This window comes from Streptomyces cyaneofuscatus (assembly GCF_042718795.1).
GTDB classification, from domain to species: domain Bacteria; phylum Actinomycetota; class Actinomycetes; order Streptomycetales; family Streptomycetaceae; genus Streptomyces; species Streptomyces cyaneofuscatus_A.
In genome coordinates, this window is sequence record NZ_JBHXOX010000005.1 from 149,019 (window position 1) to 170,067 (window position 21,049).

18 protein-coding genes and 2 pseudogenes are annotated in these 21,049 nt (G+C 71.6%); 14 read left to right on the forward strand and 6 right to left on the reverse strand.

Translation table 11 applies throughout. The features are described 5' to 3' along the window. On the forward strand, nt 1-252 hold the full coding sequence (locus ACFWRT_RS06840; protein ID WP_380950401.1) for an exodeoxyribonuclease VII small subunit: 252 nt from the start codon (nt 1-3) through the stop codon (nt 250-252). A 134-nt stretch (nt 253-386) separates the two neighbouring features. Continuing rightward, nucleotides 387-977, forward strand: coding sequence for a malonic semialdehyde reductase (locus tag ACFWRT_RS06845; protein ID WP_380950402.1), 591 nt, complete (start codon nt 387-389; stop codon nt 975-977). A gap of 79 nt (nt 978-1,056) precedes the next feature. Here ACFWRT_RS06845 and ACFWRT_RS06850 read toward each other — a convergent pair whose 3' ends face one another. Continuing rightward, the gene (locus tag ACFWRT_RS06850) at nt 1,057-1,626 is read right to left on the reverse strand and encodes a DUF4245 domain-containing protein (protein WP_380950403.1); all 570 of its coding nucleotides are present in this window, start codon (nt 1,624-1,626) and stop codon (nt 1,057-1,059) included. Nucleotides 1,627-1,810: 184 nt separating this feature from the next. Here ACFWRT_RS06850 and glpX point away from each other — a divergent pair, with 184 nt between their 5' ends. Continuing rightward, nucleotides 1,811-2,842, forward strand: a complete 1,032-nt coding sequence (glpX, locus tag ACFWRT_RS06855; protein WP_015611062.1) for a class II fructose-bisphosphatase — start codon at nt 1,811-1,813, stop codon at nt 2,840-2,842. Between the two features lie 66 nt (nt 2,843-2,908). Here glpX and ACFWRT_RS06860 read toward each other — a convergent pair whose 3' ends face one another. Next, complete coding sequence (locus ACFWRT_RS06860; protein WP_380950404.1) at nt 2,909-3,280, reverse strand: WhiB family transcriptional regulator; 372 nt, start codon at nt 3,278-3,280, stop codon at nt 2,909-2,911. 175 nt (nt 3,281-3,455) lie between these two features. Continuing rightward, nucleotides 3,456-4,163, reverse strand: a complete 708-nt coding sequence (locus ACFWRT_RS06865; RefSeq protein ID WP_380950405.1) for a DUF1707 SHOCT-like domain-containing protein — start codon at nt 4,161-4,163, stop codon at nt 3,456-3,458. Between the two features lie 183 nt (nt 4,164-4,346). Between ACFWRT_RS06865 and ACFWRT_RS06870 the strand changes: the two genes are divergently transcribed. Together ACFWRT_RS06870 and ACFWRT_RS06875 are read left to right on the forward strand one after the other, a co-directional pair. Next, nucleotides 4,347-6,017 carry a fumarate hydratase gene (locus ACFWRT_RS06870; protein WP_128844143.1) on the forward strand — a complete coding sequence of 557 codons (1,671 nt, stop codon included), beginning with the start codon at nt 4,347-4,349 and terminating at the stop codon, nt 6,015-6,017. A gap of 583 nt (nt 6,018-6,600) precedes the next feature. After that, nucleotides 6,601-7,905: a M18 family aminopeptidase gene (locus tag ACFWRT_RS06875; RefSeq protein ID WP_380950406.1), complete on the forward strand. Its 1,305-nt coding sequence runs from the start codon at nt 6,601-6,603 to the stop codon at nt 7,903-7,905. Between the two features lie 53 nt (nt 7,906-7,958). Here ACFWRT_RS06875 and ACFWRT_RS06880 read toward each other — a convergent pair whose 3' ends face one another. Then, entirely contained in the window at nt 7,959-9,518 is a 1,560-nt protein-coding gene (locus ACFWRT_RS06880) for a ricin-type beta-trefoil lectin domain protein (RefSeq protein ID WP_380950407.1), read from the reverse strand. 107 nt (nt 9,519-9,625) lie between these two features. Here ACFWRT_RS06880 and ACFWRT_RS06885 point away from each other — a divergent pair, with 107 nt between their 5' ends. The 3 genes and pseudogenes from ACFWRT_RS06885 to ACFWRT_RS06895 form a co-directional block, all read left to right on the forward strand. Further along, nucleotides 9,626-11,041, forward strand: coding sequence for a class II fumarate hydratase (locus ACFWRT_RS06885; protein ID WP_380950408.1), 1,416 nt, complete (start codon nt 9,626-9,628; stop codon nt 11,039-11,041). Between the two features lie 117 nt (nt 11,042-11,158). Next, nucleotides 11,159-11,845 (forward strand): cytidylyl-2-hydroxypropylphosphonate hydrolase, encoded by a 687-nt coding sequence (fomD, locus tag ACFWRT_RS06890; protein WP_380950409.1) that lies wholly within the window; start codon nt 11,159-11,161, stop codon nt 11,843-11,845. A 367-nt stretch (nt 11,846-12,212) separates the two neighbouring features. Then, nucleotides 12,213-13,706, forward strand: a pseudogene (locus ACFWRT_RS06895) (PP2C family protein-serine/threonine phosphatase); the annotation flags it as partial. Here the strand turns inward: ACFWRT_RS06895 and ACFWRT_RS06900 are convergent. Then, nucleotides 13,705-14,082: pseudogene (locus tag ACFWRT_RS06900) on the reverse strand (transglycosylase domain-containing protein); the annotation flags it as partial. The pseudogenes ACFWRT_RS06895 and ACFWRT_RS06900 overlap by 2 nt on opposite strands. Before the next feature lie 240 nt (nt 14,083-14,322). Between ACFWRT_RS06900 and ACFWRT_RS06905 the strand changes: the two are divergent. From ACFWRT_RS06905 to ACFWRT_RS06925, 5 genes are all read left to right on the forward strand, one after another. Continuing rightward, nucleotides 14,323-15,294, forward strand: coding sequence for an SPFH domain-containing protein (locus ACFWRT_RS06905; RefSeq protein WP_380950413.1), 972 nt, complete (start codon nt 14,323-14,325; stop codon nt 15,292-15,294). Next, a complete protein-coding gene (locus ACFWRT_RS06910; RefSeq protein ID WP_356385394.1) occupies nt 15,291-15,551 on the forward strand; it encodes a type II toxin-antitoxin system antitoxin in 261 nt (86 codons plus the stop codon). Before ACFWRT_RS06905 ends, ACFWRT_RS06910 begins: the two co-directional genes overlap by 4 nt. Before the next feature lie 122 nt (nt 15,552-15,673). Beyond that, nucleotides 15,674-16,198 (forward strand): PadR family transcriptional regulator, encoded by a 525-nt coding sequence (locus ACFWRT_RS06915; RefSeq protein WP_018510276.1) that lies wholly within the window; start codon nt 15,674-15,676, stop codon nt 16,196-16,198. Beyond that, nucleotides 16,195-16,881 (forward strand): ABC transporter ATP-binding protein, encoded by a 687-nt coding sequence (locus ACFWRT_RS06920; protein WP_380950414.1) that lies wholly within the window; start codon nt 16,195-16,197, stop codon nt 16,879-16,881. The genes ACFWRT_RS06915 and ACFWRT_RS06920 overlap by 4 nt, the downstream gene beginning before the upstream one ends. Then, nucleotides 16,878-19,280 (forward strand): FtsX-like permease family protein, encoded by a 2,403-nt coding sequence (locus ACFWRT_RS06925; RefSeq protein WP_380950415.1) that lies wholly within the window; start codon nt 16,878-16,880, stop codon nt 19,278-19,280. The genes ACFWRT_RS06920 and ACFWRT_RS06925 overlap by 4 nt, the downstream gene beginning before the upstream one ends. A 73-nt stretch (nt 19,281-19,353) precedes the next feature. Here the strand turns inward: ACFWRT_RS06925 and ACFWRT_RS06930 are convergent, their stop codons facing one another. Then, complete coding sequence (locus ACFWRT_RS06930; RefSeq protein ID WP_380950416.1) at nt 19,354-20,349, reverse strand: hydrogen peroxide-inducible genes activator; 996 nt, start codon at nt 20,347-20,349, stop codon at nt 19,354-19,356. 134 nt (nt 20,350-20,483) lie between these two features. Here ACFWRT_RS06930 and ACFWRT_RS06935 point away from each other — a divergent pair, with 134 nt between their 5' ends. Continuing rightward, the gene (locus ACFWRT_RS06935) at nt 20,484-21,038 is read left to right on the forward strand and encodes a peroxiredoxin (RefSeq protein ID WP_007452441.1); all 555 of its coding nucleotides are present in this window, start codon (nt 20,484-20,486) and stop codon (nt 21,036-21,038) included. Nucleotides 21,039-21,049 lie beyond the last annotated feature (11 nt).

Below are 21,049 nucleotides of genomic sequence, written 5' to 3' on the forward strand. Positions count from 1 at the left end.
ATGACGGACGACGGTACGGCGGCGGCTGCCGCGACGAGCACGCTCGGGTACGAGCAGGCGCGGGACGAGCTGATCGAGGTCGTACGCCGGCTGGAGGCGGGCGGCACGACGCTGGAGGAGTCGCTGGCCCTGTGGGAGCGGGGCGAGGAGCTGGCGAAGATCTGCCGCCGCTGGCTGGAGGGCGCCCGGGCCCGGCTGGACGCGGCGCTGGCCCGGCCGGAGGGCGAGCCCGGCTCGGCCTCCGACGGCTGATCACGGGGCGAGGCCGGGGCGCGGGGAGTTGTGGAGTGGATCACTCCCTTCCGGCTTTAGTTGAAAGTTAACCTATCTCTCCGTTACGGTCGATGCATTGCTCCCCCGTGCCCTTCCGGAAGGTCTGCCCCCACATGTCCCTCGTTCTCGACGCCGCCGCCCAGGACCTCCTCTTCCGCGAGGCCCGCACCGCCAACACCTTCACCGACGAGCCGGTGACCGACGAGCAGATCCAGGCGATCTACGACCTGGTCAAGTTCGGCCCGACCGCCTTCAACCAGTCGCCGCTGCGCGTCGTCCTGGTCCGCTCCGCCGAGGGCCGCGAGCGTCTGGTGCAGCACATGGCCGAGGGCAACCGGCCGAAGACCGCCACCGCCCCGCTGGTCGCGATCCTGGCCGCCGACAACGAGTTCCACGAGGAGCTCCCGGCACTGCTGCCGCACTTCCCGCAGGCCAAGGACATGTTCTTCGCCGAGCGCCCGGTCCGTGAGTCGGCCGCCGGCCTCAACGCCGCGCTCCAGGCCGCCTACTTCATCATCGGCGTCCGCGCCGCCGGCCTGGCCGCCGGACCGATGACCGGCTACGACCCCGCCGGCATCCAGAAGGAGTTCCTGGACGGCGACCACACCCCGCTGATGGTCGTCAACATCGGCAAGCCGGGCGAGGACGCCTGGTTCCCGCGCAGCCCGCGCCTCTCCTACGACGAGGTCATCAAGACCGTCTGAGCGGCCACGCGCCTGCGTGAAGGGGCCCCGGAACACCTGGTGTTCCGGGGCCCCTTCGCGTACGTACGGCCGAGAAGGCTCAGGACGCCGGCGAGGCCGACGGCACCGGGCCGCCGACCGGCTCCGTCCTCAGCGCCTCCGCCATCTCCACCAGCCGCTCCCTGGGGGCCGAGCCGGTCACCACGGTGGTGTGGCCCTTCTCGGGCAGGACGAGGGCGTCGTACTTCTCGCCCTCCCAGACCTGCCACTCGCGGCCCGCGACCTTCGCGGTGGTCCCGGTGTCCTTGGCCTTCTGGCTGACCTGGGCGACGTACGTCCGCGCGGCGGCCGTGGACTGCTCGACCGCGACGTACCTGCCGTCCGGGTCCTGGAAGCCGAGGTGCCATGCCTTGCCGGCGGTGGCGTCGTACGAGACGGAGGTCGGCTTCCACTTCTCCGGCAGGCCCTCCGGCGCGGCGACCGGGTAGGGCGCGGTGGTGCGCACCGTCGCCAGTTCCACCGTGAAGTCGACGGCCTTGACCGGGTCGAGGTTCTCGTCGTGCGGAACGAAGATGTAGATGACGCCCGCACAGGCGGCGGTCACCATGGTCGACAGGAACATGTTCCTGGCGGTCTGCTTGCCTCGCTTGCTCTCTGCCACGGCATCCATGGTGGCACGCGGCCCGGCCCGCCCGGCCGCAGGGTGGGGCCGGGCGGCGGCGCTGACCGTGGGTGGCGGCGGGGACACGGACCGGGGTGCTCATGCGTGACCCGCACTGCTCATTTTATCGACCTACCGATAGAGTCACAGCACCCTCATATCCGGTCGTCGCCGTACAGAAAGGTGCGCTCCGATGTCCGAGCATCATCTGCCGTCCCAATTGGAGGTCTCCCCGGAGGCCCCCGACCGCAACCTGGCCCTGGAGTTGGTCCGGGTCACCGAGGCCGCCGCGATGGCCGCCGGGCGCTGGGTGGGCCGCGGCGACAAGATCGGCGCCGACGGCGCCGCCGTGAAGGCCATGCGCACCCTCGTCTCGACCGTCTCGATGAACGGCGTCGTCGTCATCGGGGAGGGCGAGAAGGACGAAGCCCCCATGCTGTTCAACGGCGAGCGGGTCGGCGACGGCACCGGCGCCGAGGTCGACATCGCGGTCGACCCGATCGACGGCACCACGCTGAACGCCAAGGGCATGCCGAACGCGATCGCCGTGCTGGCGGCCGCCGACCGCGGGGCGATGTTCGACCCTTCCGCGGTCTTCTACATGGACAAGCTGGTGACGGGGCCCGAGGCGGCGGACTTCGTCGACATCGACGCCCCTGTGGCGGTGAACATCCGGCGCGTCGCGCGGGCGAAGAACTCCACGCCCGAGGACGTCACCGTCGTCATCCTGGACCGCCCGCGCCACGAGGGCATCGTCAAGGAGATCCGGGAGACCGGCGCCCGCATCAAGTTCATCTCCGACGGCGACGTGGCGGGCTCCATCATGGCCGCCCGCGAGGGCACCGGCGTCGACCTGCTGATGGGCATCGGCGGTACTCCCGAGGGCATCATCTCGGCGTGCGCCATAAAGTGCCTCGGCGGTGTCATCCAGGGCAAGCTCTGGCCCAAGGACGAGGCGGAGCGGCAGAAGGCGCTGGACGCGGGCCACGATCTGGACCGGGTGCTGTCCACCGACGACCTGGTCAGCGGCGACAACGTGTTCTTCGTGGCGACGGGGATCACCGACGGTGAGCTGATGCGCGGTGTGCGGTACCGCGCGGAGACGGCGACCACCGAGTCGATCGTGATGCGCTCCAAGTCCGGCACGATCCGGACGATCTCCTCGACCCACCGGCTGTCGAAGCTGCGCGCCTACAGCGCCATCGACTTCGACCGCGCGAAGTAGTCGAGACGGACGAGAGGGAGGGGGCGCGGGGGCCGTGGTCCCCGCGCCCCCTCCCCCGTCGAGGTCTCAGCCCGCCGCGGCTATGCGCTCCGCCGGTGCGGCGGCGGTCAGCTCGACGTCGCGCCGGCGCCGACGGGCCAGCGCCACCCGGCGCTCGGCGGCGGTGAGGCCGCCCCACACCCCGTACGGCTCGGGCTGCACCAGCGCGTGCTCCCGGCACGCCACCATCACCGGGCAGCGGGCGCAGACGCGCTTGGCGGCCTCCTCCCGGGCCAGTCGGGCGGCGGTCGGCTCCTTCGACGGGGCGAAGAACAGCCCGGCTTCGTCCCGGCGGCACACCGCCTCCGAGTGCCAGGGGCCCGCCTCGTCCTCCCGGACGGGGGTCCGCTGGGCAGGAACGGCGGCGACCTGCAGAGGCTGATGCGGCGGTTGCAGCACGGTCTACTCCTGACGACGGCTACGGCTTCGCGAGCGAGAGACGATGCAGCAGTCCATACCCGTTGCGTGTACGCCTATGCACTCAGGGGCACCGGCGCACGGCGTACGACAAGGGCTCCGGGAGGTGTTCTGGCTGATTCCCGAACGTGCGTCCGCCGAGCTGTTCGCGCCGTTCTCAGTGCCCGAGGTGCTTGCGCAGCCTTCGTTGGAGGTCCGTGACGAACTTGCCCCGCTTGGGCTTCGCCTCCACGCTGCCGAGCACGGCGTAGCCGTTCACCACCACGACCGGGGCCTCCGGGTCCATCGACTCCAGCGTGCGGACGTCGAAGTCGCCGAGGACGCCGGTTCCGCTGCCGCGCAGCGTGACGTTCTCCGGCACCCGGATCTCGACACTGCCGAAGATGGCTGTGGCGTTGATGACGGTGAGTCGTTGGCTGAAAAGCGCCTCGGTCAGATCGATCTCCACGCTGCCGAAGAGCGAGAAGGCGTTCGTCCGGGGCCCGACGCGCCAACGGCCCTTACGGGTGGCACTGCTGAAGACCGCGACGAGGCTGTCCGTCGGGCCGTCCTGGGGCTCGGGGCCGTAGGCGTACGGCTGCGACGCCGGGCCCGGGGCGGCTCCGGCGGAGGCGGCGGGCAGATCGCGGACCAGCGGCTGGAGTTCGCCGACGGTCTTGGCCCGGTAGACGAGGTCGACCCGCTCCGCGTGCTCGTCCGCCGTCAGGCGCCCCTCGGCCATCGCCTCGCGCAGGATGTCCGCGATCCGGTCGCGGTCGGCGTCGGAGGCGCGGATCGAATCGCCGGGCACGGGCTCGGCGGGCGAGACCTGGGCGGGCGGGGCGGACGGCCGGGCGGGCTGCTGGGGCTGCTTCTCTAGGTCCACCGGCCCAGCGTACCCAAACGCGATAGATCGCGACTACCCCTCCGGGCGGCGCGCCCGCCGCCGGAGCGGGCCGCCTCCAGGTGAGCCTTACCTCACAGGAACGGCCAGGATGCCGCGTTCTACCCTGGTTGATGCGCTGCCCAAGGGAGGTCAGCCGCTGTCGCCGAGTGAGGAATGGCCGTAATGCCAGAGTTTGCGTACTCCGATCTGCTCCCCCTGGGAGAGGACACCACGCCGTACCGTCTGGTGACCGCCGAGGGTGTCTCCACCTTCGAGGCCGACGGCCGTACGTTCCTCAAGGTCGAGCCGGAGGCGCTGCGCACCCTGGCCGCCGAGGCGATGCACGACATCTCGCACTACCTGCGCCCGGCCCACCTGGCGCAGCTTCGGCGGATCGTGGACGACCCGGAGGCCTCCTCCAACGACAAGTTCGTGGCGCTGGACCTCCTGAAGAACGCGAACATCGCGGCCGCGGGCGTCCTGCCGATGTGCCAGGACACCGGGACGGCCATCGTCATGGGCAAGCGCGGGCAGAACGTGCTGACCGAGGGCGGTGACGAGGAGGCCCTGTCGCACGGCATCTTCGACGCGTACACCAAGCTCAACCTGCGCTACTCGCAGATGGCGCCGCTGACCATGTGGGACGAGAAGAACACCGGCTCCAACCTCCCGGCCCAGATCGAGCTGTACGCCACCGACGGCGGCGCGTACAAGTTCCTGTTCATGGCGAAGGGCGGCGGCTCGGCCAACAAGTCGTTCCTCTACCAGGAGACGAAGGCCGTCCTCAACGAGGCCTCCATGATGAAGTTCCTGGAGGAGAAGATCCGCTCGCTCGGGACCGCGGCCTGCCCGCCGTACCACCTGGCGATCGTGGTCGGCGGCACGTCGGCGGAGTTCGCGCTGAAGACCGCCAAGTACGCCTCCGCGCACTACCTGGACGAGCTGCCCGCCGAGGGCTCCCCCACCGGGCACGGCTTCCGGGACAAGGAGCTGGAGGAGAAGGTCTTCGAGCTGACGCAGAAGATCGGGATCGGCGCGCAGTTCGGCGGCAAGTACTTCTGCCACGACGTGCGCGTGGTGCGACTGCCCCGGCACGGCGCCTCGCTCCCCGTCGCCATCGCCGTCTCCTGCTCGGCCGACCGCCAGGCCACCGCGAAGATCACCGCCGAGGGCGTCTTCCTGGAGCAGTTGGAGAAGGACCCGGCGCGCTTCCTCCCCGACACCACCGACGAGCACCTCGACGAGGCCGGCGGGGACGTCGTGGAGATCGACCTCAACCGGCCGATGGACGAGGTGCTGGCCGAGCTGACCAAGTACCCGGTCAAGACCCGGCTCTCGCTGACCGGCCCGCTGGTCGTGGCGCGGGACATCGCGCACGCCAAGATCAAGGAGCGCCTCGACGCTGGCGAGGAGATGCCGCAGTACCTGAAGGACCACCCGGTCTACTACGCGGGCCCGGCGAAGACGCCCGAGGGGTACGCCTCCGGCTCCTTCGGCCCGACGACGGCCGGCCGCATGGACTCCTACGTCGAGCAGTTCCAGGCGGCGGGCGGCTCCAAGGTGATGCTCGCCAAGGGCAACCGCAGCAAACAGGTCACCGACGCCTGCGGCTCGCACGGCGGCTTCTACCTGGGCTCGATCGGGGGCCCGGCGGCCCGCCTCGCGCAGGACTGCATCAAGAAGGTCGAGGTCGTCGAGTACGAGGAGCTCGGCATGGAGGCGGTCTGGCGGATCGAGGTCGAGGACTTCCCCGCGTTCATCGTGGTCGACGACAAGGGCAACGACTTCTTCACCGAGCCCGCCCCGGCGCCGACGTTCACCAGCATCCCGGTCCGGGGCCCCGGCCTGGGCTGACCGGCGGCAGCGGCAGGGAGTGGGGAGGGGGCGTCCGAACGGGCGCCCCCTCTTCCGTTCAACGGACCCCTCGTACGTCACAACGGGCGCCCTCGTACGTCACGACGGGCCCCTCTTCCGCACAACGGGCACCCCCGCACGTCACAACGGGCACCCCCGTACGGCGATATCAAGCCAATCTCGCGACAGCGGACGCCACCTGCCCGATCGGGCCCGGAACAGGCGCGACGGTCTCCATCGCACGCCCGCCGCCCGCCGCGAAGGTCATGCGGGCGCCACGGGCCGGGTGCTGTCAGCTTGCCCGAACGGACACCGGACGAGCAGGCGTTAGGGAACATCCCGCGCCGAGCGGCCGCGGACGCGCGCCCCCGCGCCCGGCGGACGGCCGGTCCCGCACCGCCGCTTTCCCGCAGCCCGCCGCCGTCCGGGCTTGCGCCGCGCGGGGGCACCGCGAAGGGTTGTCGAACGTTCCTGACAAACTCCACCGGCCCGGCTCCACCGGCCTGACCCGCCGGGTGCCTCGCGGTGCCCGGTGGCCCTCACCCGCGCAGCCACTGCCGAACTCCGGAAAGGCGGACGCCGAATGACCCCGGCCCCCCACCGCAGCCACACCGACGACCTGCTCGCCTTCATCGCCGCAAGCCCTTCGCCGTACCACGTGGTCGCCAGCGCCGCCCAGCGGCTGGAGAAGGCCGGATTCCGCGAGCTGCTCGGCACGGACGACTGGACCGGGGCGAGTGGCGGCTGCTTCGTCAGCCGGGCCGGCGCGCTGATCGCCTGGTACGTCCCCGAGGGCGCGCCCGCGCACACCCCGTTCCGGATCGTCGGCACCCACACCGACTCGCCGAACCTGCGGATCAAGCCCGCGCCCGACACCGGCTCCTCCGGGTGGCGGCAGATCGGGGTGGAGATCTACGGCGGGGTCCCGCTGAACACCTGGCTCGACCGGGACCTCGGCATCTCCGGCCGGCTCGCCCTGCGCGGCGGCCCGGACGGCACCCCGCGCAGCCGGCTCGTCCAGATCGACGAACCCCTGCTGCGCGTCCCGCAGTTGGCCATCCACCTGGACCGCACGGTCAACGACGGTGTGGCCCTGGACCGGCAGCGCCACATCGCCCCGATCTGGGCGCTGGGCGACCCGCGCGAGGGCGAGCTGCTGCGGCTGGTCGCGGCGGCGGCCGGGGAGGATCCGGCGGACGTCCTTGGCTGGGACCTGATGCTGCACGACATCCAGCCGCCCGGATACCTGGGCGCCGAGCGGGAGTTCGTCGTCGCGTCCCGGCTGGACAACCAGATCTCCGTACACGCCGGGGTGAGTGCCCTGGTGGACGCCGCGACCGGGGTCACCGAGCCGTCCTTCGTCCCGGTGCTGGCCGCCTTCGACCACGAGGAGGTCGGGAGCGGCTCCGAGACGGGGGCCCAGAGCCCGCTGCTGGAGCGGGTGCTCTCGCGCTCGGTCGCGGCCCGGGGCGGCAGCGACGAGGACTGGTCGCGGGCCCTGTCGGGGGCGTTCTGCGTCTCCGCCGACATGGCGCACGCGGTGCACCCCAACTACGCGGAGCGCCACGACCCCGACCACCGCCCGCTGCCCAACGGCGGCCCGACGGTCAAGGTGAACGTCAACCAGCGGTACGCCACCGACTCCACCGGCATCGCCATGTTCACGGCCGCCTGCGAGCGGGCGGGCGCCCCCTGGCAGCCGTTCGTCTCCAACAACGCGATGCCCTGCGGCACGTCGATCGGCCCCCTCACCGCGGCCCGCCTCGGCGTCACCACGGTGGACGTGGGCGTTCCGGGCCTCTCGATGCACTCGGCGCGCGAGCTGTGCGGGGTGAAGGACCCGGCGTACCTGACGGCCATCCTGGGCGCGGTGATGACGGGGGGCTGACGGCACGCGGTGGGTGGCGGAGGCTCACAGCGCCCGCCACCCACCGCACGGGTCTACACGAAGCGCTGCTTCGCGCTGCCGTCGCACGTCTGGAGCTTCAGCGGGTCCTTGGCCCCCGCCAGCGTCAGACAGAGCCCGGTCGCGGCCGCCGGGCGGATGGTGCCCGCCTGGCGGACGAACTTCTGGTTGGCCGCGCCCGCGCAGTCCCACACGATGAGCGTGGCACCCGGGTTGTACTTGGCGCCCGACACGTCCAGGCACCGGTCGTGGCTGAGCGCGGTGCGCAGGGTCTGCGTACCGCCGTCGTACCACCAGTTCTGGTTGCGGCCGCCGTGGCAGTCCCAGCCGCCGATCGCGGTGCCGTTACGGGTCACCGAGCCGGGGACGTCCAGACAGGTGCCGGTGGCCTCGTTCCTCACCGGGGTGAACACGTCGTCCCAGGCGGCCCGTTGGAGGACCGGGTTGCCCGTGCTCGCCGGGTCGGCGCAGCTCGCCTCGCGGAGCCCGGAGTCGTAGAGCTGGGTGAGGCAGGAGGCGAAGGCACGGTGGCCGGCCGCGTTGGGGTGGAAGGACTGGCGTACGGAGTTCTCGTCGGGCAGGCCCGGTTTGCTCAGGTCGATGTAGAGCCCGCGCGCCCAGGGCGCCTCGCTGCACACCTCGTGGCCGTGGAAGAGACGGGAGTTGTCGAGGTAGGCGGCCCCGGTGGAGGCGGCCGCCTTGCGCATGCCGACCTGGAAGGCGGGCACGGCGGTGTTGCGGCCCCAGACGGTGTCGGAGTCGTAGCCGAGCCCGCCGCAGATCAGCTTGCCGGGGAACTTCGGGTTGTCGTAGAAGTCCGGGCCGATCGGGCTCGGGTAGCCCATCAGGACGAGCTTGTAGTCGGTGTTCGCGTATCCGGCGTCGGTCATCACCGTCCGCAGATCGCGGACCGTCGCCTCGACCTTGGGGACCAGGGCGTCCACGCGGGCCTGCCAGCCGCCCGCGTACTTGGGCTCGCACGGGCCCTGGAGGGTGAGGTAGCGGACCACGCAGTCCGTCATGACCGGGCCGAACTGGAGGTCGTCGTTGGCGCCCGCGACCAGGACGACCATCTTGATCCGGGTGTTGCGGGCCTTGATCGCGAGGCTGTCGCTCTGGACCAGCTCGTCGGCGTACTGCTTGTTTCCGCCGATTCTGATGTTCCCGGAGTAGGCGCCGGAGCAGGAGACGTTGTACGTGACGTCCGCCGCGATGCCCGTGCGGTGGATGGCGGCCTCCGGGGAGCGGTGGCACCAGTTGTCCGGCCCGTTGGTGCCGGGGTCGTAGGTGCCGACGCCCTCGCCGGAGATCTCGCTGTCGCCCAGCGAGATCAGCCCGGTCTTGCGTTCGGCGAGCGGCCGTTCGGCGGGGCTGCCGTACAGCCGGGTGGCTTCGGCCGCCCGGATCGTTTCCAGCGCGGGCGGGAGAGGAGTGGATGCGATAGTGCTGGTGCCGGTACCCGACTCGGCCGCGCCGGCCGGTCCGGCGACCGCCATCGTGGTGGCGGCCACCGCGAGCGCGGCGGTGACAGCGGCCGTACAGCGGAGCCGGCGAAGGCTGCGGAGCCCTCGAAGTCTGAGCCTGGTGCGCCTCATTGCGCCTCCCGGGTGTGTGGTTACCTCGGGTATTTACTGGCCGGTAGGCGACTTGGGAATACATAGAACAAGACACGTGCTCATCTTTTGCAGGAGGTTTAAACACGATGACCGACACGTCGGCAGATACGTCCGGCTCTGACCGGTTCCGGATCGAACACGACTCGATGGGTGAGGTGAAGGTCCCCGCCCACGCCAAGTGGCGGGCGCAGACCCAGCGGGCGGTGGAGAACTTCCCGATCTCCGGGCAGCGGCTGGAGCGGGCCCACATCGAGGCGCTGGCCCGGATCAAGGGCGCGGCCGCCAAGGTCAACGCCGAGCTGAAGGTGCTGGATCCGGACATCGCGGGCGCGATCCAGGAGGCCGCCGCCGAGGTCGCCTCGGGCCGCTGGGACGAGCACTTCCCGGTCGACGTCTTCCAGACCGGGTCCGGCACCTCGTCGAACATGAACACCAACGAGGTCATCGCCACCCTCGCCTCCGAGCGCCTGGGCGGCGAGGTCCACCCCAACGACCATGTCAACGCCTCCCAGTCGTCCAACGACGTCTTCCCCTCCTCCATCCACATCGCGGCCACCGCCGCCGTCACCGCCGACCTGATCCCCGCCCTCGAACACCTGGCGGAGTCCCTGGGGCGGAAATCGGCCGAGTTCGCGGAGGTCGTGAAGTCCGGCCGTACGCATCTGATGGACGCCACCCCGGTCACCCTCGGCCAGGAGTTCGGCGGCTACGCGGCGCAGGTCCGGTACGGGGTGGAGCGGCTGCGCGCCTCCCTGCCCCGCCTCGCCGAACTCCCCCTGGGCGGTACGGCGGTGGGCACCGGCATCAACACCCCGCCCGGCTTCTCCGCCGCCGTGATCGCCGAGGTCGCGGCCGCCACCGGGCTGCCGCTGACCGAGGCCCGCGACCACTTCGAGGCGCAGGGGGCCCGGGACGGTCTGGTGGAGACCTCGGGCCAGCTCCGGACGATCGCGGTCTCGCTGACGAAGATCTCCAACGACCTGCGGTGGATGGCCTCGGGCCCGCGTACCGGTCTCGCCGAGATCAACCTCCCCGACCTCCAGCCCGGCTCGTCGATCATGCCCGGCAAGGTCAACCCGGTGATCCCGGAGGCCGTCCTGATGGTCGCCGCCCAGGTCACCGGCAACGACGCCACGGTCGCCACGGCGGGCGCGGCCGGCAACTTCGAGCTGAACGTGATGCTCCCGGTCATCGCGAAGAACCTGCTGGAGTCCGTACGGCTGCTGGCGGGCGCCTCCCGGCTGCTGGCCGACCGCACGGTGGACGGCATCACCGCCAACGTGGAGCGGGCCCGCGCCTACGCGGAGTCCTCCCCCTCGGTGGTCACCCCGCTCAACAAGTACATCGGGTACGAGGAGGCGGCGAAGGTCGCCAAGCAGTCCCTCAAGGACGGCACGACGATCCGCGAGACCGTCCTGGCCTCGGGATACATCGAGCGCGGCGATCTGACCGTGGAGCAACTGGACGAGGCGCTCGACGTGTTGCGGATGACACGGCCGTGACGCATGGGTCACCCGGGGCCCCTGGGGGCGTCCGGGTGACCCACGCCGGGCCCGCCCGGGCACACCGGGTGACCTGAGTCGCAGCGGGCGGGCGCGGACGCTCCGTAAGATCCATCCATGACAGGTACGGGAGAGTGCGCACGCTGGGCGCCGGGGGACCAGATCCTCTGGCGCTACCGCGACAACGGCCGGGCCCACCGGGCGCCCGGGGCCCCGCCCGTGCACATCTGCCGCCCGGTGACCGTCGTCCAGGACACCGCCGACCTGCTCGCCGTCTGGATGGCGCCCGGCACCGAATGCGTACGCCCGGTCCTGGCCGACGGCACGCAGGTGCACGCCGAGCCGCTCGCCACCCGCTACACCGCGCCGCGCACCACGGCCCGCTCCACCTGGTTCGGCACCGGCGTGCTGAAGCTGGCCCGGCCCGGGGACCCGTGGTCGGTCTGGCTGTTCTGGGACCGGGGCTGGCTCTTCCGGAACTGGTACGTGAACCTGGAGGAGCCGCACCTGCGGTGGTCCGGAGGAGTGGATTCCGAGGATCACTTTCTCGACATCTCCGTGAACCCGGACCGGAGCTGGAAGTGGCTCGACGAGGACGAGTTCGCGCAGGCGCAGCAGGTCGGTCTGATGGACCGCGCGACCGCCGCGGGTGTCCGGCAGGCGGGCCTCGCCGCGGTCGAGGTGATCACCGGCTGGGGTTCCCCGTTCCGGGACGGCTGGGAGCACTGGCGGCCCGATCCGGGGTGGCCGGTTCCGCCGCTGCCGGATGACTGGTACCGCACCCCTGCCCATATGCCGTCGTGAGACCCTGGACGCACCCCCCGGGGGCCCGGTCGGCAGGCCCGGCTCCCTGAGGGACACACCGGATCTGACCACAAGTCATCGCACCGGTCGTGCGGCACGACGGGCCACGGACCCGGACGGACCGCCCGGTCGCAGGACCACCACGAGGGGGTGGAGACGTGTTCGCTGCCCGCTGCCGCCTCGCCGTGACCGGACCGGCGCCCGCGCGGAACGTCGTCCTCCGGCCATCTCGCGGACGCACGGTTTCGGCCCCGCGCGCCGGGGCATCCGCAGACAGCCGTTGTCCTCATCGCGGTCGCCGGGGCACAGTGGCGCCCCACGAGGTGACTGCCTCACACAACCGGCCCGGACGGACGGAATCCCACGCGTGACGGAGCACCCCACCTCCCACGAAGGCCGGCAGCCGCTCGCGGCACGGTCTCAGGAGCGCACCCGGCCCCGGCAGCAGGACGCGGCGGCAGCGGCCGCCGCTGCCGCGATCCCGTCCCCGGCCGCCGCGCCGAACCCCGGACCCGGAGCCGCCGCCCTCGCCGAGGCCCAGGCGGCCACCCGCCGCGAGGGCGACCGGCTGCGCTTCGTCGGCGCCGCGACGCGGCGGATCGCCCGCGGCATAGACCTGGACGAGATCGTGCTGGGCCTGTGCCGGGCGAGCGTGCCGACGTTCTCCGACGCGATCCTGGTGTACCTGCGCGACCCGCTGCCGGTCGGCGACGAGCGGCCGGTGAGCCCGTTCGTGCTGCGGCTGCGCCGCTCCGACCGGCTGCGCCACCCCGACGAGGAGGGCGGCGAGGCGGGCCCGGAGAGCGAGCGGCTGCGGCCGCTGCTGAGCGACCCGACGGCCGACCTGATGCCCGCCGCCGAGCTGTGCGAGGTGCGGGCGGGCGGCGCGCTGGCGGAGGTGCTGCGCGGGGTGCGGCCGGTCTTCGGCGACTCGGCGGCGGCTCGGGCGGCGCTGCCCGAGCTGCTGGGGCCCGGGCGTCCGGTCCCCACCGGCCACCGGGCGATCCTCGCCCCGCTGCGCGGCCGGCGCCGGGTGATCGGCGCGGCCGTCTTCGTACGGTCCACCGAGCGGCCCGCGTTCGAGGCCAGCGACCTCCTGGTGGCCGCGCAACTGGCGACGCACACCGCGCTCGGCATCGACAAGGCCGTGCTGTACGGGCGCGAGGCCTACATCGCGGACGAGCTCCAGCGCACGATGCTCCCCGACTCGCTCCCCCAGCCCACCGGCGTACGCCTCGCCTCGCGCTACCTCCCGGCGGCCGAGACGGCCCGGGTCGGCGGCGACTGGTACGACGCGATCCCGCTGCCCGGCAGCCGGGTCGCGCTCGTCGTCGGGGACGTCATGGGCCACTCCATGACCTCCGCCGCGATCATGGGCCAGCTCCGGACGACGGCCCAGACCCTCGCCCAGCTCGACCTGCCGCCGCAGGAGGTGCTGCACCACCTGGACGAGCAGGCGCAGCGGCTCGGCAGCGACCGCATGGCGACCTGCCTCTACGCGGTGTACGACCCGGTCGCGCACCGGATCACCGTCGCCAACGCCGGCCACCCGCCGCCCGTGCTGCTGCACCTGGGCGGCCGGGCCGAGGTGCTGCGGGTGCCGCCGGGCGCCCCGATCGGGGTGGGCGGGGTCGACTTCGAGGCCGTGGAGCTGGACGCGCCGGCCGGTGCCACGCTGCTGCTGTACACCGACGGGCTGGTCGAGTCGCGGCTGCGGGACGTGTGGACGGGGATCGAGCAGCTACGCGAGCGCCTGGCGGCGACCGCGCAGCTCACCGGGGACGACCACTCCCCGCCGCTGGAGGCCCTCTGCGACGACGTGCTCGACATGCTGGGCCCGGGCGACCGGGACGACGACATAGGGCGCGGGTCGTGCCCTTGAGATCGATGCCGTCGTCCTCGTAGAAGGTCTTGTTCTCCGCGGCGACGAAGGTGTGCTGCACCTCCTTGGGCACCTGGGCCAGGTCGACGATCTGCCGGTTGACTCCGCTGTTGGACCGGGCGAGCACGGTGCCGTCGCTGTACTGGTAGACGTTGCTCTGCCGCTCCGCCAGCTCGTTGGGGGCGGGGACGTCGACGTACAGGTAGAGCGCACCGAAGGCGCCCATGCCCAGCAGCACGATCCCGAAGAACGTCCCCAGCAGCTTCCTCCACGTGAAGAGTCTGCGTATGCCGCCGCTCTTCGCAGCCCGGCGCGACTCCTGCGCCCGGGCTCGTCGCGCATCCGCTCGACCCATCGCTGTGTTGCTCCCGCTTCTCTGCTCGACCGGCTCGCTCGGTTCACCCGATTCCGTTCAGACCTGCCAGCTAACACCGTCGGCAGAGACGAAAGGCAAGCGATCCGGCCTTTTCCGGACGTGACAATCAGCACCCGTTCCCCAGGGAACCGACTCCCCAGGGGTGCGCAAGGTTGCGAGAACCGATAATGTGACATCACATTGATAGCGCGGCACCAGCCGCACGGAACGGGGGACCCCATGACCGCACAGCACGGAGGACACCACCCGGACGCCTCGGCGGCCGCACTCGACATCGACGCCCCCGACATGCCGGAGCCGCAGGTCAGGGAGGTCACCGCGCACTCCATCCCGGGCGGGCTCGGACTGCTGCTGACGGTCGTCGGGGTGATCGCGGGAGTCACCCTCGCCATCGTCGGCGCGGTGGTCGGCGAGGGAGGCAACAACGCGGTCGGCATCCCGCTCTTCATCCTCGGGGTGCTCCTCGTGATCACCTCGTTCTTCTGCATGAGCGGTGTGAAGATGGTCGCTCCGGGCGAGGCCCGGGTGATCCAGCTCTTCGGCCGGTACGTCGGCACCATCCGCGCCGACGGACTGCGCTGGATCAACCCGCTGACCTCCAGCCGTAAGATCTCCACCCGGGTCCGCAACCACGAGACCGCCGTCCTCAAGGTCAACGACGCCTACGGCAACCCGATCGAGCTGGCCGCGATCGTCGTCTGGAAGGTCGAGGACACCGCCCAGGCGCTCTTCGAGGTCGACGACTTCCTGGAGTTCGTCGCCACCCAGACCGAGGCGGCGGTCCGGCACATCGCGATCGAGTACCCGTACGACGCCCACGAGGAGGACGGCCTCTCGCTGCGCGGCAACGCGGAGGAGATCACCGAGAAGCTGGCGATCGAGCTGACCGCCCGGGTGAAGGCGGCGGGCGTCCTGATCATCGAGTCGCGCTTCAGCCACCTCGCGTACGCCCCCGAGATCGCCTCCGCCATGCTCCAGCGCCAGCAGGCCGGCGCGGTCGTCGCCGCGCGCCAGCAGATCGTGGAGGGCGCGGTGGGCATGGTCGAGATGGCCCTGGACCGGATCGCCGAGCAGGGCATCGTGGAGCTGGACTCCGAGCGGAAGGCCGCCATGGTCAGCAATCTGATGGTGGTGCTGTGCGGTGACCGCAGCGCCCAGCCGGTCCTCAACACGGGCACCCTCTACCAGTGACCGACCAGACGCCTCCCCGGCGGACGCCGGCGTCCCGGCCGCAGCAGCGCAAGCAGATGCTGCTGCGGCTGGACCCCGCGGTGCACGACGCGCTGGCCCGCTGGGCCTCCGACGAGCTGCGCAGCGCCAACGCGCAGATCGAGTTCCTGCTGCGCCGGGCACTCAAGGAGGCGGGGCGGCTGCCGGGGTCGGCGGCGCCGATCGCCCGCCGGGGCCGGCCACCGAAACGGCCGCCGGAGGAGCCGGAGGAGCCCTAGGGACCCGCAGCGCGGGCCCGGAGGAGCCGTCCGGACCCGGCGCACAGAGGACCCCGCAGGCCGATGAGCGTATTCCGGACGCGTATACATCGGGGGTATACACTCCGTGTACAGTGCTTCTCATGTCTATCGGTCACACCCTCCTCGGGCTCCTGGAGTCCGGCCCCCGCCACGGCTACGACCTGAAGCGGACCTTCGACGAGAAGTTCGGCCAGGACCGCCCGCTCCACTACGGCCAGGTCTACTCGACGATGTCCCGGCTCCTGAAGAACGGACTCGTCGAGGTCGACGGCGTCGAGAGCGAAGGGGGGCCCGAGCGCAAGCGGTACGCCATCACGGACGCCGGGATCACCGACGTCTCGCGCTGGCTCATGCAGCCCGAGAAGCCGGAGCCGTACCTCCAGTCGACGCTCTACACCAAGGTCGTCCTGGCGCTGCTCACCGACCGCAGCGCCTCCGACCTGCTGGACTCCCAGCGCTCGGAGCACCTGCGGATGATGCGCATCCTCACCGACCGCAAGCGCAAGGGCGACCTCGCCGACCAACTGATCTGCGACCACGCCCTGTTCCATCTGGAAGCCGATCTGCGGTGGCTGGAACTGACCGCCGCCCGCCTCGGCCAGCTCGCCAAGGTGGTGGCCCCGTGATCCCCGAAGGCTCCCTGCTCGCCGCGCACGACCTGCGCAAGACCTACGGCTCGACGCCCGCCCTGGACGGCGCCTCGTTCTCCGTGCACCCCGGCGAGGTCGTCGCCGTGATGGGCCCCTCCGGCTCCGGCAAGTCGACCCTGCTGCACTGCCTGGCCGGGATCATCACCCCGGACTCCGGCACCATCACCTACGCCGGCCGCGAGCTCTCCGCGATGTCGGACGCCGAGCGCAGCGCCTTGCGCCGCAGCGACTTCGGCTTCGTCTTCCAGTTCGGCCAGCTCGTGCCGGAGCTGACCTGTGTGGAGAACGTCGCGCTGCCGCTGCGCCTGAACGGCGTCAAGCGCAAGGCCGCCGAGCACACCGCCCGGGAGTGGATGGAGCGCCTGGAGGTCGAGGACACCGCTGCCAAGCGCCCCGGCGAGGTCTCCGGCGGGCAGGGCCAGCGCGTCGCCGTGGCCCGCGCCCTGGCGGCCTCCCCGAAGGTGATCTTCGCGGACGAGCCGACCGGCGCCCTGGACTCCCTGAACGGCGAGCGGGTGATGGAGCTGCTCACCGAGGCCGCCCGCTCCTCCAACGTCGCGGTCGTCCTGGTCACCCACGAGGCCCGGGTCGCCGCCTACTCCGACCGCGACGTCACCGTGCGCGACGGCCGGGCCCGCGACCTGGAGCACGCCGTATGACGCTGCTCGACTCCCGTACCTCCCCGGCCGCCGGACAGGACCGCCCGCAGCCGCCTTCACGCGGCGCGGCCACCCTCCGGGACCTCGGCCTCGGCATCCGGTTCGCCGCCGCCGGGGGCCGCGAGGGCTGGATCCGTACGCTGCTGACGGCGGTCGGCGTCGGCCTCGGGGTGGCGCTGCTGCTGCTCGCCTCCTCCGTACCGCACATGCTCGACGAGCGCTCCGCGCGGGACCAGGCGCGCAGCGAGGCGCAGTTCTCGGACTCGCCCGACACGAACGCGGCGAAGTCGGACACCTCGGTGGTCCGGATCAACACGACCACCGAGTACCACGACCGCACCATCGCGGGCTATCTGATGCGCGCCGACGGTGCGGCGCCCGTCCGCCCGCCGGGCCTCGACCGCTTCCCCGGGCCGGACGAGATGGTGGTCTCCCCCGCGCTGAAGGAGCTGCTCGCCGCCCCCGGCAACGAACTGCTGCGCGAGCGGCTGCCGTACGAGATCACCGGCACGATTCGCGACGCCGGGCTGCGCTCGCCCGGTGAACTCCTCTACTACGCGGGCAGCGACACCCTGACGCCCGCCTCGGGCGGCCACCGGATCGCCGGATACGGCGACCCGCGTGAGGGCGATCCGCTGCCGCCGCTGCTCATCGTGCTGACCGTCATGGTCTGTGTCGTGCTGCTGGTGCCGGTCGCGATCTTCATCGCCACCGCCGTCCGGTTCGGCGGCGACCGGCGCGACCGCAGGCTCGCCGCGCTGCGCCTGGTCGGCACCGACATCCGCTCGACCCGGCGCATCGCCGCCGGGGAGGCGCTGTTCGGCGCGGTCCTCGGACTGATGATCGGGCTGGTCTTCTTCCTGGTGGGGCGGCAGTTCGTCGGCGCGGTGGAGATCTGGGACGTCAGCGCGTTCCCGGCCGACCTGGTGCCCGACCCGCTGCTCGGCCTGCTGATCACCGTCGCGGTGCCGCTCACCGCCGTGCTCGTCACGCTGGTCGCGATGCGCTCGGTGGTGATCGAGCCGCTCGGTGTCGTACGGCGTGGGCGCGACCGGGGCCGCCGGCTCTGGTGGCGGCTGCTGATGCCGGCCGCGGGTCTGGCGGTGCTCGGCCTCACCGGCCGGGTCGACGAGTACACGTACGCCCCCGTCAATCCGTACCTGATCGCGACGGGTGCCGTGCTGGTGCTGGTCGGGCTCGCGCTGCTGCTGCCGTGGCTGGTCGAGGCGTGCGTCAACCGGCTGCGCGGCGGCACGGTGCCCTGGCAGCTCGCCACCCGCAGGCTCCAGTTGAGCAGCGGGGCCGCGTCCCGCGCGGTCAGCGGGGTCACGGTGGCGGTGGCGGGCGCGATCGCCCTCCAGATGATGTTCGCCGCGATGAACGCCGACTTCAACCGGATGACCGGCCAGGACCCCACGCGGGCCCAGTTCGCCGGGTACTCCGAGGACGTCACGGGCGAGGCGGCCACCTCTGCCATCGAGCAGTTCCGCGCCACCAAGGGGGTGGAGGTGGTGATCGGTTCCGTGCAGGCGTACGCGTCCAAGCCGGGGGTCTACGCCGACGACGACGTCGCGCCCACCACCTCCCTCACCATCGGCACCTGCGCCACCCTGCGCGAGCTGGCCCGGATCACCGCCTGCGAGGACGGCGACACCTTCGTCGTCCACCCGCCGGGCGACAAGGACATGTCCCACTGGGTCGACCAGGCCGCCCGCAAGGGCAAGGTGGTCGAGATCGGCTCCGGCTACGGCAAGCCGCTTCGGTGGACGCTGCCCGCCGACTCCCCGACCGTGCTGGGCCGCAAGGACCCGATGGGCGAGACCCACCACGGGATCATGGCGACCACCGGGGCGATCGACGCGGGCACGCTGCCCGGGGCGCAGATCACCGCCCAGATCCGGGTCGACCGGAGCGTGCCGGACGTCGCCGAGTACGTACGGAACACGGCGGCGAGAATCGATCCCGGCATGCGCTTCGTCACCCTCGACTCGGTGGAGCGCGACCGGCAGTACGCCAGCATCCAGACCGGCCTCCAGGTCGGGGCGAGTGTGGTGCTGCTGCTGATCGCCGCCTCGATGCTGGTCTCCCAGTTGGAGCAGTTGCGCGAGCGGAAGCGGCTGCTGTCGGTGCTGGTCGCCTTCGGCACCCGGCGTACGACACTGAGCTGGTCGGTCCTGTGGCAGACCGCCGTCCCCGTGGTCCTCGGCCTCGCGGTGGCGGTCGCGGGCGGACTGGGACTCGGCGCGACGCTCGCCTGGATGATCGACAAGAGCGTCTCCGACTGGTGGCTCTTCCTGCCGCTGACGGGGGCCGGGGCGAGCCTGATCCTGCTGGTGACGGCCCTGTCGCTGCCCTCGCTGTGGCGGCTGATGCGGCCGGACGGGCTGCGGACGGAGTAGCGGGACCGGCGGGACCAGCGGGATCGGGCCTGTGTGGCCAGGAGGAACCCTCCTGGCCACACAGGCCTTTCGCTCATACGAGGCGTACCGGCAGCGGCTCCATCGCCCCGCGCAGCGCGGCGGCGAACTCCTCGAACTCGCCGCCCCGCGCCGACCCGGTCCGCATCGCCAGCGCCACCCGCCGGGTGGGGGCCGGGTGGGCGAAGTACCCGGTGGCGAGGGCGTCGTTGCGTGCGGTCTCCACCGTGACGGCGGTGCGCGGCAGCAGGGTCACCCCGAGCCCGCCCGCGACCAGTTGGACGAGGGTGGAGAGCCCGGCGGCGGTCGTGGTGACCGGCGCCCCCTCCGTACGCCCGGCCTCCCGGCAGATGTCCAGGGCCTGGTCGCGCAGGCAGTGGCCCTCGTCGAGGAGGAGCAGCGGCAGCTCCCGCAGCGCGTCGCGCGGGATGTCGGCGCGGCCGCCGAGCCAGTGGTCCTGCTCCATGACCAGCACGAAGTCCTCGTCGAAGAGCGGGATCTCGCTCACCCCGGGGACCCCGAGCGGCACGGCGAGGAGCAGCAGGTCCAGCCGTCCGGCGGCGAGGCCCTCCAGCAGGGAGGAGGTCTGCTCCTCATGGACCTGGAGGTCGAGGTCCGGGTAGCGGTCGTGGACCAGCCGGAGCACCGTGGGCAGCAGATACGGGGCGACGGTCGGGATCACGCCGAGCCGGAGCACCCCGGTGAACGGCGCCCGGGCCGCCTCCGCCTCCTCCATCAGCGCGGCGACGGCCTCAAGGACGACGCCGGTCCGCGCCGCGAGCCGCTCGCCGGCGGGCGAGAGCAGCACCTTGCGCGTCGTACGCTCGATGAGCTGGACACCCAGTGCCTCCTCCAGGGCGGAGACGGCTCCGGAGAGTGCCGGCTGACTCATCCCGATTGCTGCCGCCGCGTCCCGGAAGTGCAGATGTTCCGCCACCGCCGCGAAGGCGCGGAGCTGCGACAGGCTGGGCTGCTTAGCGGACTGCCTGGGCTGCTTCGCGGACTGCCTGGCCTGCTTCTGCGGGCGTATGCCCGGTTTTCCCTGGCCCACTGATAGGCACCTCCGATCATCGCAACCGAGTGTAGCTATTTCCCTGATCAATGCACTCTGTGCCAAGGTGGATCTCGTCCAACCCTCAGGAAATCTCCCCAAAGGGGAGTTTCCGAACGCTGCAAGGAGAGCGCGTGCTCACTGTCGGTGACAAGTTCCCCGAGTTCGATCTGACTGCTTGTGTTTCGCTGGAGAGCGGCAAGGAGTTCGAGCAGATCAACCACAAGACCTACGAGGGCAAGTGGAAGATCGTCTTCGCGTGGCCGAAGGACTTCACCTTCGTGTGCCCCACGGAGATCGCCGCCTTCGGCAAGCTGAACGAGGAGTTCGCCGACCGCGACGCCCAGGTCCTCGGCTTCTCCGGTGACTCCGAGTTCGTGCACCACGCCTGGCGCAAGGACCACCCGGACCTGACCGACCTGCCCTTCCCGATGCTGGCCGACTCGAAGCACGAGCTCATGCGTGACCTCGGCATCGAGGGCGAGGACGGCTTCGCGCAGCGCGCCGTCTTCATCGTCGACCAGAACAACGAGATCCAGTTCACGATGGTGACCGCCGGTTCCGTGGGCCGTAACCCCAAGGAGGTCCTGCGGGTCCTCGACGCCCTGCAGACCGACGAGCTGTGCCCGTGCAACTGGACCAAGGGCGAGAACACCCTCGACCCGGTCGCGCTCCTCTCGGGCGAGTGAGCTGATACGGA